Here is an 11,929-nt window from a genome sequence, read left to right on the forward strand (position 1 = left end):
TGAGGATACCTTATGTTGCCAAATGTCCGACGGTTTATCGCGATTTACAAGGGCTATAAGTGGTCTTTTTGGGTGTCACAAATTTTGCTGACGATCGCAACGATTTTTACTCTGCTCATTCCCCTGATGACTCAGAGTTTGATCGATGGGGGCTTATCCCAAGGAGATCGGGATGCTACAGTGCAAAGCGTGCTTTGGATGGTGCTATTTGCGGTGTTAGCAGCGGTTTTTACAATCGCCAATTCCTTATATGCCGTCACGTTCGCCGAATATATAGCCCATGCCGTGCGGATGTTTCTGTACCGCAAAATTCAAACCTTTTCCTTTGGCAACCTGGATCGGTTCCCCACCAGCGATCTCATGGTGCGAATGACTAGCGATGTTGATGCGATCAAAACAACCATTCAACTGACAATCCTATCTCTAGCCCAAGTTCCAGTCATGTTTGTCGGAGCATTGGCGCTGATTTATCTGAACAGCCCCAGTTTGATGTGGATTCTGTTCGTCGTTATCCCCGCGATCGTGGCGATCCTCCTTGTCTTAGTGATGAAATTAGGGCCACTTTTCCAAATTCAGCAACAGAAGTTAGATACCCTCAACAATGTGTTGCAAGAAAACTTGGTAGGGGTGCGGGTGGTCAAGGCATTTGTGCAAAGTGACTACGAAAATCGTCGGTACAATCGTGTCAACCGAGACTTACGCAACGCCTCCCTGCGTCTGATACAATATGTGGCATTTCTGTCTCCCAGCTTGTATCTAGTGATGAACGTAGCAACAGCAACTGTCCTCTGGGTTGGAGGGCACAGCTTAAATCAGGGTGCTGTCACTGTGGGCGAAATACTGGCCTTTACCCAGTACCTCGTTACCGTTCTGGTGCCTCTAGTGATACTGGCTGCAATCGCGCCTCAGTTAACGGCAGCAGAAGCTTCTGCCCAGCGGATTTTTGAAGTGATGGATACCATCCCCGCCATCCCCGAACCTACCACTCCCGCCGGATTAACCCCAGCTACTGCCAAAGGACGGATTGTATTTGAGGATGTCAGTTTCAGTTACCCCAGTCGAGATGGGCGGCTGGGGCGACTCGTGTTACAAAACATCAATCTGACGATCGAACCGGGACAAACGGTGGCATTCTTAGGGGCAACAGGTTCCGGCAAATCCACCTTGGTGAACCTGATTCCTCGTTTTTACGATGTGACGGCTGGACGAATCGCCATCGATGGGATCGACGTGCGGGATATTCCCCTGGAAACCCTGCACCAAATCGTGGGTGTAGCCCTCCAAGAGTCGGTACTGTTTAGCGGCAAACTGCGGGAAAACATTTGCTATGGCAAACCGGATGCGACTGAAGACGAGATGATTGAGGCAGCTCGGGTGGCAGATGCCCACGGGTTTGTGTCAGCCATTCCCGAAGGCTATGATGCTACAGTGGCAAGACGAGGAGCCAACTTTTCAGGCGGACAACGACAACGCCTGTCCATCGCCCGTGCGGTTGCCGTCAAACCCAAGATTCTCATCCTGGATGACAGTACCAGTGCCCTGGACATGGTAACGGAAGCACGGGTACAAGATGCTTTGAAAAGCCTGATGGCAGACACCACCACGTTGTTTGTCGCCCAACGGATCGGTACGGCAATCGCCGCAGACAATATTTTCCTGCTGGAAGCTGGAGAAATTATTGCTCAAGGAAACCACGAGCAACTCCTTCACAGCAGTTCCCTGTATCAGGAAATTTACCATTCTCAATTGGGAGGTGTCCTCGGATGAAAAAGCCTTTGCTGCACCGAAAGGTAAAATCCAAAGCTGGGGAACCTCCCGCCGCCCAGCCACCTATGAAGGTGTTAGGACGGTTGTTCAGTTACGTCACTCGGTATACCCTGGAGATTGTCGGAGTCATTGCCTTACTGTTGCTGAGCACGGTGTTAAACCTGCTCATTCCCTATTGGCTAGGAGTAGGGTTGAACAATTTAAGCAGTGCTCCCGATCCAACGGCGATCGCCCAACTGGCTATCGGGATGGTAATAGCAGCCATTTGCAGTTGGGGTGCCATGCTCTGGCAAAGTCTGATGCTGAATCGCGTGGTGCAACGGGCACTCTATCGGTTGCGGCAAGAGTTGTTTGAGCGGATGCAAAGGCTGTCGCTGAACTTCTTCGATCGCCAATCAATCGGGGAGTTAATGAGCCGCGTTACCAATGATACGGATGTGGTGGCCCAATTCTTCCGCAACAGCCTCAATTCACTCGTCAGCGAAACGTTACAATTAGTCTTCCTTGTTTTAGCCATGTTCCTACTGAACTGGAAAATGGCGATCGCGGCTTTAACGATTGCCCCAATGGTTGTGGTGTTTTTGGGCTTCATCAGTCAGATTGCGGGGCCTGTGTTTGCCAATCTTCAAGAACAGATTGGTGAACTCAACGGACTGCTGGAAGAAACCGTCAGCGGGCAGAAGGTTGCGATCGCTTATGGACGACAGGAAGAGGCGATCGCGACTTTTGAGGATGTCAGTAAGCTAGTTCGGGACGCAGGTGTCAAGGCACGCTTGCTGGCCTTGGTAAGTCGTCCCGTTACCCTCGTGTTGACGAATCTGGATGTGGCGCTGGTGGCACTAGTGGGGGGACTACTAACCTTGCAAGGACAGGCAAATGTGGGAGTTGTTGCAACATTCTTGCAATACACTCGCCAGTTCTCGATTCCGATCGGGAGTCTTGCCAATAACTTGGATGGTTTGCTGGCAGCGATCGCGGCAGCTGAACGCATTTTTAGCATTTTGGATGAACGGCCAGCCATTGTAGACCAGCCTAACGCTCCAGAAATGCCACCAATTCAGGGTCACGTGGTAGCTCGGGATGTAGACTTTAGTTATGTTCAAGGTAGACCCATCCTAAAGCACAACACCTTTGAAGCTAGACCGGGGGAAAAAATTGGCTTGTGTGGACCAACTGGAGCCGGGAAGAGCACCATCATCAACCTGATGACTCGGTACTACGACCTCGATGGGGGCGAAATTTTGATTGATGGGCACAACATTGCTACCGTCCAACAGGACAGCCTGCGACGGCAAATTGGCATTGTGTTGCAGGAGGCATTTTTATTCTCTGACACCGTTATGAACAATCTGCGCTATGCCCGCTTAGATGCCACCGAACAAGACTGTATTGAAGCGACCAAACAGGCCAATGCTCACGACTTCATTTTGCATCTGCCGGATGGCTATAATACGATGTTAACGGAACGGGGCAGTAATTTAAGCCAAGGACAACGGCAATTGCTGACCATCGCCCGCATGATGATTCAGAATCCCCGCATGGTCATTCTGGATGAAGCGACTAGCAATGTGGACACCCGCACGGAACAGAAGATCCAAGAAGCTTTGGATCGATTAATGCAGGGACGTACTAGCTTTGTGATTGCCCACCGTTTGAGCACAATTCGCAATGCCGATCAGATTCTGGTGCTCAAGGCAGGTGAAATCATTGAGACGGGTTCTCATGACGAACTGATGCAAAAACAAGGATTCTACTATGACTTGTTTATGAGTCAGTTTAAAGGTAAGTTAGTCACCTCATAATCAGGCTTTCAGGCACTAAACTGCTAACTTATGCTTCTAGATCCGGATTCAGTTGTCGTCCGGTGAATTCAATAAAGTATAAATTTAAATATCTTATATTCATGAAATGAGGGACGCACCCTGTTGCACATACCGTGCAAATGAATTATGACAGCTTATTGAGTATCAACAAAAGTACCAATTAGCCGATTTGCGTCCAATGATTTGGTAGATCGACATTTTCTGGTAGACGGGTTGTCACATCACCAGAAGCTACTGTAATCTGATGCGGTTCTAAATTTTTGACACCTGTTAGGATGGCTCCTTCCAGTTTGACATCACTTAAGTTTGTCATACTAAGATTGGCTCCTATAAGGTTTGCCCCGCAAAGGTTAGCTTCATCCAGAATTGCCATTTGGAAGTTTGTCCCCATGAGGTTCGCACCATAAAGATCGGCTTCCCGGAGACTAGCTTCAGATAAGTTGGCAAAAAAGATTTCTGCGTGCTGTAGTTTAGCTGCATTTAAATTTGCTTGTTGCAGGTTCGCTCCATTCAGGTTTGCTTGTTGCAAATTCGCTCCAATCAAACCCGTTCCCTGTAAGTTGGCTTTCCCAAGTTTCGCCCCTTGTAAATTAGCAAGAAATAGCTTTGCCCCTTGTAGGTTAGCAGCTTTTAAATTGGAACCGCACAAATTAGCCTTATATAAATTCGCTCCTTGTAGATTTGCTCCGCGCAAACTTGTTCCTGAAAGATTGGCTGCACGTAAGTTTGCCCCACATACCCAAGCACGATTTAAATTGGCTCCGGAAAGATTAGCTTCCTCCAAATTCGTTGATTGCAAGTTGGCTTCGTACAAAACAGATCCGCAGAGTTTTGCATTCTCCAAATCTGCCTCGGACAAATCCGCACCACGCAAGTCTGCTTCACTTAAATCGGCTCCTCGCAGGTCTGCTTGTTGCAAGTTTGCTTTGTGCAGGTCAGCTCTTTTGATATCCGCATTCCGCAAATCAATTCTTTGGTTGGGCAAGTCTTTCTCTGCTTCGCGCCTACCAATAACAGTCAGCGCCGCTTGAAGATCTGTACGAATGTTTAATCTTTTCTCAAAAAACGCTTCTTGCTGCTCAACAGAATTTTCTCGCACAAAAGCAGTGAGTATTTCCATGATTGTCCAGTATTCTTTGGGACAATCCTGAGCCACTCTTTCTAGGGTATAAATAGCACCTGTTCTTGTGGCAACACTTTCATGTCCAAGCTGGGTAATTGCAGTCATAAATTTTTCTGCAATCAGCTTTTCTTTAGCTAGTTGAGTGTTTTGTGTCTCAATTTCATTGCTTTTTTCTGCTGCGATCGCTCCCATTCTGCTGGCTTCTACACGTTTGGCGGCAAAGTAAGCATTCATCATCACTGCTAATCCTAGAAAGAAAGTGGCAGTTGTTGATATTGCTTGTGTTCTAGTTTCTATCTTTTGTTCTGTTGACAAGCCCTCCATTTTGGTAAATGCGAAGCAAATGAGGATTGGTGATAAGCTAAACGTCGCTGCGATCGCTATCAACCAAATTTTTAAAGGGTCTGTTTTCCTGGCAGACATAACGGTGGTATTTCTCACAACACGGGAGTTTTACGTAGATTATAGGCGAAAAGAGTATACCATGTATCTCAAAATTGTAAGATATACTCCTTAAAAAATGGTTACGCTGATTCTTGTTAACTCAATCATATAAAAACTCTCATGACTAAATAAATTAGAAAATCATAAGTTAGCATAGAGGCTAGGGGTTTATGTTAGTCATGAGACGTTTATTAGCCAGTGAATGTTGCCTTCGCAAATGACAGTAATTTTCAGGTTAATAGACTACAGGGAGTGGAGTGGGCTTCCTCGCCCGCCCTCTCGAATGTACGGGCGGGGACGCCCGTACCACAAGAGCATAGTGTGGTTAATTTATCTGAAAACTACTGTAATAAGCTAGAACTACGAAGGCAAAGGGATTCACTGGTCACTGGTCACTGGTCACTGGTCACTGGTCACTGGTCACTGGTCACTGGTCACTGGTCACTGGTCACTGGTCACTGTAGAACTTGTTCGTATCTTTTACCAGCAGTTTCCCAAGTAAAATCTGTTTCTACAAGTTGCCTGCCATTGTGAGATAATTCTGCTCGTAACTGCGGGTTTTCAAATAATTGGCTGATGGCATTAACATACTCGGCTGGTTGATTGGCTCGTAATGCTCTGAGTGGTAAACCCGCTTCATCGACAGCTAGCCCTTCTAAACCGCGATCGCTTGCAACAACAGGTACACCTGCAGCCATTGCTTCTAATGTTTTATTTTTAATCCCAAAGCCACTTCGCAGTGGCACTACGCAAACGGTAGATTGATGTAAATACTCTGCCATTGAAGGAATGCGACCAGTCACCACTACTCCTGGGCGATTCTTCAGTTCCAAAACGGATGGTGTAGGTCTAGCACCGACAATACTAAATGTAGCATTTGGATAGCGTTTTTGCAGTTCTGGTAACACTGTTAAAGCAAAAAAACGCGCCGCATCAATGTTGTGAGATGCATCCATCGCTCCCACAAAAATTAGCTGATGTCCCCTAGGATCGTGAGAACGATAGGGAAATAAATCTAAATCGACACCATTAGAAATTACCTTAATGTCAATATCTGGACGGAGTTTCAAAAATTCTTGTCGGTCGTCTTCAGTCGTAACGACAATGTTGGAAAATTTAGTACAGTAGCGTTTTTCATAACGTTTTAGGACGAAAGACAAATACAGGCGATCGCGTAGCGCATTCTGCGAAGCCCCCATCTCTAAATGGTCGCGTATCCAACCATAGACTGAACTGTGGACATCCACAACGGTATTTACACTGTTACGAAATTCAGGGCGAATATATATTTCGTTGACACTATGCTCGCAAGTGATTGCGTCACACTTTTGCGCCCGGACATAATTATCTACCAAAGCTTGAATTTCTGGTGAATAGCGATATAAAACATTAGCTGGAATCGCCTTTAGCACTGAATTCGTGAAGCGTCTCGCTTTTGCCAAGAGACTAGCCATACCACTTCTGTTCTGAGGTTCTGGGGGTAGGGGAAAAACCACGAGTTCACTAACCCAATTGCGTAATTCTTCTACTTCTGCATCAGATACTGCCTTATGGCGTTGTGTCACAAGAGTCACCTCATGATTTTGATGCAGGTATTTAAGTAAGTTAAATGTTCTAATTTCTGTTCCACCCCGACTTGGAGGGTAAGGAAATGTGGACGATAGCATAAGGATACGCATATAATTTCTGTTATCTGTCTGGTTATTGGTATATTCTTATTCCAGTATAACCGGGCTACACTTGCATAGATTGGAATGCAGGCGGTAAGAAAAGCCAAGGCTACATATTAGTTTTAACATCTAATTTTCAATTGTCTAATATTTAACTGCCTTGAGTATTTGTATAAATAGAGTTAACACTGACAGCAAAAAAATGAGCAACCAACCATTCTTAACAATTGTTACCGCCACCAGAGGCAGTTTTAGTGATTTTTGGTTAGAACAGTTATTGAAAATTAAGGGAGATGTGCAATTTATTTTAGTTTATCCTCCTGAGGCAAGTGTCAAAAAAATTGATGACCCTAGAGTAGAATTTTTAACGAGTCCCTTTAAGGGTGAAGTCATGCAAAGGTTTACGGGATTAATCAATGCTAAAGGCAATTATGTCATGGCATTAGATGACGATGACTTTGCACACCCCGAACTTTTAGAATTAACAGTAAAGTATTTTCAAAGATTTCCTGATAGCTGGGTTTTACGTCTCAAAATTCAAAATATCAATGATGATGATGAAGCACGTATCAAACAAGATTGGGAAACGATCCCTGAAGTAGAGCAATTAGAGATTTGTCAGAAAACTCCAGAGAACCCGTATCCTTTTCAACAAGGAAATTACAAAGGTTTACTAGAAGTACCCATTGCTCCTCTAGATAAACCATTAGACATTCGCCATATTATTTTTCCCTGGAAGCAAAGAACAGACCAAAATGGGATTCATTTTGAGAATTTTAATAACAGAGTCTGGAAAACAGAGCGGGTTAAAGCAGCCCTTCACGAACTTTCAGGGGCGATGAAAATAGTGGGTGCTTTAACCTGGCTACCTGCATGGAGTTTGGATAGATTGTTAGGCTTATTTGTGCAGGCAAAGTTTTATCAAAAGGATGCTATCATCGGTCATGCTCCACCCAAGCCCGAACAAATTAGATACATTGTGAGAGACTCTTCTTTAAAGGAGACTAGACTCTATTTGATGGCAGACCTACTATTAGTTAAATGTTATCCTCAGTATGGATACTTTTGGAATTTGATATTTTGGCAATTATACACTATACCTAGGATAATAGGTAAGTCAGTCAAATTAAGATTTTTCAAATTAAAAAAGAATAAAACTGAAAACACGATAGCAATAGAGGGGTAGTTTGGTTGTTGGTTTGTTAAGACGGGTACGTTCATCAAATCTTTGCAATATACTTCAGTACTCTCCCCGATGTTACAGAGTTTGAAGATCAATTAAAAACAAATAAATTACCAAAACAATTTACCATCCCATATCAATACTGCAAGGGATAGCGAAAATGAGAGGTTAAGCAAAAATGAGAAACCGGGTTTCTGAACCTTAACTATCGTTAACCGACAAGTATTGGATTCACTGCAACGCGCTACCTTAGCAACAGTAAAGAAGCCCAGTCATGCGGGCGATCGTACCCTTATGGAGAAAAAGCAACTTTTATTATGAATATTATTTTAATGGGTTATTATGGGTTTAAGAATGTTGGTGACGATTTGTGTATCCAAGAACTAATTAAGTATTTTTCTGACCAAGAAGTCATTACAAAAATATTTGTGTTTTGTGAAGACAATTATTATGAAACAATGAATAGTCAAGTTGTCTTTTGCAACACTCGGAAATTATCAACAATTCAAAAAGCTTATATACTTTCTCAAAGCGATTATTTAATTTGGAGTGGTAGTACTTATAACTTAAAAGATAACTCTGGAAAATTGTTGATGATGCAACAATTGGCAAAAATGATGGGTAAGCGTTTCTGTTATTTAGGTGTAGGTTTAGAAGCTTTTGAGTCGGAAGAATTAGAAACAAAAGCCAAGTTTTTGCAAAATGCAGATGTACTATACTTAAGAGATAAAGATTCCTATGGCTTGGCTGTTACTCAGCTAAAGTCTGTTAAATCTTATTTAGGAGGTCATTTAGCATTTCTTAACGTGGATGGATATGAAAAGTTTATTAAAAGCGATCGCTCAAGTCAAATAAAAAATATTTCATTTACAGGAAACTTTTGGTGGGGTGAAGGAAGGGCTGAGTTTTATTCACAACAGCTACTCCCATTGATTGAAAACTTTAATTCAGTAATTCATTTATTACCTGCTCAAGTAGATGAAGAGAAAAATGATAATAATTTTCACAAACTATTGAAAAATTACTTACCCGATCAAAATTGCAAGCTGCACTCATGGAATCAACCAGAAGATTTTGTGGAAATTCTCAGCCAGATGGATTTTCACTTTGGAAATAGGCTTCACTCTATCATACTTGCCGATATTTTGGGAATACCCAATGTAGGAATTGATGAATATATTTCTAAAAACTCTAAAATCAAAAACTACATCGATAAAACAGAAATGTTGCATTTACACAGGATGTTAAATTTCATGGAACCAATAGACATTTGTATACTTGAAAAAGTATTCCATGAATATCAAAGACCGAGTGAATTTGTTTTGAACGAGTCGAAGACCGCGAAAGAAGGTATAAACTTGGTTTTGCAAGAGCGAACGCAGACCAGTTTACCAATATCTCCTGTACCAGTTGAGTTGGGTTCTTAAAGCATATCTGAAATATTTCCCACTTGCCAAACACCAAACAAAGTATTAAAACCTGAGAATTTCTCGCTCATAGTTTTCAGGAAAAGGTGTTATTTCCCAGACTATGCCTTCTTGTGGTTCTAAAGCAACTTCCACAAACAGTTGTTTGACTGTAGTTGTAGCTACATCTTCATTATTAGGGAATGGCTGCAAATCTTCTGTCAAGAGTCTGAGTGTAAAGCCACCAGGAATAGCTAATTCCTCCACAGCGTTACGCAACTCAAAGCGCCAAATTATGACCTCTTCTTGTTGTTTTGGTAATATTCTAAGTTCGTATGATTGACCTGCGATCGGCAATTGGCGAGAGAAGAATGTATCTAATTGTATTTTTTCTTCCGTACTTCGCGCTCCTGCTGCACTGTGTTGTAAATTAAACCTTTCCCATCCAATGGCTTCAGCCAATTGGGAAACACCGTTTTCCAGCCAAGCTAAAAGCGACCATTCTTCTTGTATTCCCAAGCGTCGCTGATATAAGCTTTTTCGCCAACCCCCATGCTCCATTAATCCACCCCAAAGTTGAAAAGGGATTTCCATCCTGGGTGAAACAATCTCGCTCTTTTCCAAACGGGAAATGAGGTTCTGTGCTTGTTCTTGTAATAAAGTTGGCAATGGTTGAATGCTACTCCGTGTAACTTCTGGCGGGCAAAGTTGATATGCTACTGCTAAAGTACTGATATCCTCAATGATATCTGTTGCTTCTAAAGAATAAGTGCGATCGCCTGCGTCATAACTTCCTTTATTTTTCAGTTGTTCGTGAGTACAATAGCCCCAAACTTTAACGTATTCATCATCTGGTTCGACTTGTACTGCTAAATAATAATCCCCTGCCCAACTGGGTATATCTACCCATTCTTGTGGAACGCGCAATTCACTCATATCCATTTCCTCACTAGGAACCAAAATCAATCGAGTTTCGCCGATCGCGATAGCGGTTCCATTGACAAACTCCCAAAAACTTGGTAAAGCCGCACTACCTAACCAAGGCTTTGCCTGGGATGCTAAGTCTTCTTGCAACCACGGTAAGATAGCAAAAAGGCAAATTTTATTGATATAGGCTTGATAGCGAGAAGTTTGGTGAGAAAAAGACGTATTTTCTTGCCAAATCTGATTTTGAACGTTTTCTGGTACTTCTAAAATCAAGTGAGTTGGCGAAGCAAAGGTAAAAACGGTAGGGTTTCCAGTCATGGCAGTTATTTTAGGGACTAAATGTTTTTACGGAGCAAATAAAGGTTATAAGACTTTTTGATTTTTGTCTTGCATATAGTAAACTTGCAGCCATTCCTCCATTACAGCGCTGGTACTTTTAAGTATGTCTGGTGTCATAGAAATATGCAGGTTTTCTTGACTCCAGCTAGCTAAAGACTTCAGCAATGTTTCCCTCGTTTTTGTCAACCGTCGCGAAACAGTATATTGTTGAACTTGTAGTTGTTTAGCAATCTGTTGTTGAGTTAATCCTTGAGTATAGTAGAGTTGCAAAATTTGTCGGGCTTGCGGATCTAATTGGGTAAGCGCCTCTATCAAGACTTGATTAATCTCAGATTGGCGAGAACCCCTTAACTGTTGTTCTTCTTGGGCAATAATATAAGTGAGGGGAGAGTCTAGTTCATTTGATGGTATATTATCTAGCCACTCACCGGAATCTTCTGAGTTAACGGGAGCGTTAAAAGAAGTCACATTAGGATAAAGGTACCTACGTACAGCTTTGGCAGAAGCAAGTAGCCAGGTTTCTAAAGTTTGGGGGTGAACTTGCTGATGGGTTTGTGAGTTGTAAGCTTTTGCGATCGCCTCCCAAGTTTGATTATCTGGTTTGGACAACTGACGACTGGTATGGGCTTGAGTTGGTACGTAAAGCAACTTGAAGCAGTTCCAGACAGTCATGTAAGCAACAATAGTGTCTCTAGGAAAGCTCTCAGCTTGCAATGACTCTTCCAATCGCTTTTTACTAATTTTTCGCAAGAGTCCCCAATCCGTACAAATATCTATTTCATGACGTTGCCTGAAAGTTTCGCGAATGGCAAGCCCGAAGACTGTACTGGCATAGTTTTTTAAGCTAGAACCACTATTAGGGTTAAAACCTTTGAAGATTTTATCAACTTGGGTAATAGCTATCTGAAAACAGTCCGATAGCTTGTACTGGGTTGTGGCAAAGCTAGCAACTATTTTTTGAGATGTCCAGTAGCAGGGTTCTTGTAAGTAAGCAATGGTATGTTCTTTGGCAAGTGTTACTGATGACGATTTGCGTAACTGATTATATAAGAAGCTAATCCAAAAGTCTTCGTCTGTTTCTTGTGGGGTTTGCTGTATTGCGTTTGCTATACTACGACGTAGCTTAGCATCCGTTACCCAACGACAAAAGCGATCGTCGGCAAATACTAAAAAAGTCGAAAAGATTTCAACAAGGTTGTTTCGAGGGTGCATAAAAATACGCAATCTGACCTAATAACAAGTGTAGG

The 11,929-nt window shown here is 42.9% G+C and carries 8 protein-coding genes; 4 read left to right on the forward strand and 4 right to left on the reverse strand.

Translation table 11 applies throughout. The annotated features are described in order from the left end of the window. Positions 1 to 15: 15 nt before the first annotated feature. Both WA1_RS28900 and WA1_RS28905 read left to right on the forward strand, forming a co-directional pair. A complete protein-coding gene (locus WA1_RS28900; protein ID WP_158516713.1) occupies positions 16 to 1,767 on the forward strand; it encodes an ABC transporter ATP-binding protein in 1,752 nt (583 codons plus the stop codon). Between the two features lie 8 nt (positions 1,768 to 1,775). Next, positions 1,776 to 3,569 (forward strand): ABC transporter ATP-binding protein, encoded by a 1,794-nt coding sequence (locus WA1_RS28905; protein WP_158516714.1) that lies wholly within the window; start codon positions 1,776 to 1,778, stop codon positions 3,567 to 3,569. 181 nt (positions 3,570 to 3,750) lie between these two features. Here the strand turns inward: WA1_RS28905 and WA1_RS28910 are convergent, their stop codons facing one another. Further along, positions 3,751 to 5,136, reverse strand: a complete 1,386-nt coding sequence (locus WA1_RS28910) for a pentapeptide repeat-containing protein (RefSeq protein ID WP_017747113.1) — start codon at positions 5,134 to 5,136, stop codon at positions 3,751 to 3,753. Between the two features lie 476 nt (positions 5,137 to 5,612). Continuing rightward, positions 5,613 to 6,836 (reverse strand): glycosyltransferase family 4 protein, encoded by a 1,224-nt coding sequence (locus tag WA1_RS28915; RefSeq protein WP_017747112.1) that lies wholly within the window; start codon positions 6,834 to 6,836, stop codon positions 5,613 to 5,615. A gap of 193 nt (positions 6,837 to 7,029) precedes the next feature. Here WA1_RS28915 and WA1_RS28920 point away from each other — a divergent pair, with 193 nt between their 5' ends. Together WA1_RS28920 and WA1_RS28925 are read left to right on the forward strand one after the other, a co-directional pair. Next, positions 7,030 to 8,013, forward strand: a complete 984-nt coding sequence (locus WA1_RS28920; protein ID WP_017747111.1) for a glycosyltransferase family A protein — start codon at positions 7,030 to 7,032, stop codon at positions 8,011 to 8,013. 314 nt (positions 8,014 to 8,327) lie between these two features. Beyond that, a complete protein-coding gene (locus WA1_RS28925; RefSeq protein WP_017747110.1) occupies positions 8,328 to 9,437 on the forward strand; it encodes a polysaccharide pyruvyl transferase family protein in 1,110 nt (369 codons plus the stop codon). A 45-nt stretch (positions 9,438 to 9,482) separates the two neighbouring features. Here the strand turns inward: WA1_RS28925 and WA1_RS28930 are convergent, their stop codons facing one another. Continuing rightward, positions 9,483 to 10,661: a DUF1822 family protein gene (locus tag WA1_RS28930; protein WP_017747109.1), complete on the reverse strand. Its 1,179-nt coding sequence runs from the start codon at positions 10,659 to 10,661 to the stop codon at positions 9,483 to 9,485. A gap of 45 nt (positions 10,662 to 10,706) precedes the next feature. Then, positions 10,707 to 11,894, reverse strand: coding sequence for a sigma-70 family RNA polymerase sigma factor (locus tag WA1_RS28935; RefSeq protein WP_017747108.1), 1,188 nt, complete (start codon positions 11,892 to 11,894; stop codon positions 10,707 to 10,709). Positions 11,895 to 11,929 lie beyond the last annotated feature (35 nt).

It is taken from the genome of Scytonema hofmannii PCC 7110, assembly GCF_000346485.2.
GTDB lineage: Bacteria > Cyanobacteriota > Cyanobacteriia > Cyanobacteriales > Nostocaceae > Scytonema > Scytonema hofmannii.

Excerpts from the sequence above, each read along its gene's own strand:
- WA1_RS28925 (WP_017747110.1), top strand. The coding sequence starts at position 8,328 with ATGAATATTATTTTAATGGGTTATTATGGGTTTAAGAATGTTGGTGAC.
- WA1_RS28935 (WP_017747108.1), bottom strand. The coding sequence starts at position 11,894 with ATGCACCCTCGAAACAACCTTGTTGAAATCTTTTCGACTTTTTTAGTA.
- WA1_RS28930 (WP_017747109.1), bottom strand. The coding sequence starts at position 10,661 with ATGACTGGAAACCCTACCGTTTTTACCTTTGCTTCGCCAACTCACTTG.
- WA1_RS28910 (WP_017747113.1), bottom strand. The coding sequence starts at position 5,136 with ATGTCTGCCAGGAAAACAGACCCTTTAAAAATTTGGTTGATAGCGATC.
- WA1_RS28920 (WP_017747111.1), top strand. The coding sequence starts at position 7,030 with ATGAGCAACCAACCATTCTTAACAATTGTTACCGCCACCAGAGGCAGT.
- WA1_RS28915 (WP_017747112.1), bottom strand. The coding sequence starts at position 6,836 with ATGCGTATCCTTATGCTATCGTCCACATTTCCTTACCCTCCAAGTCGG.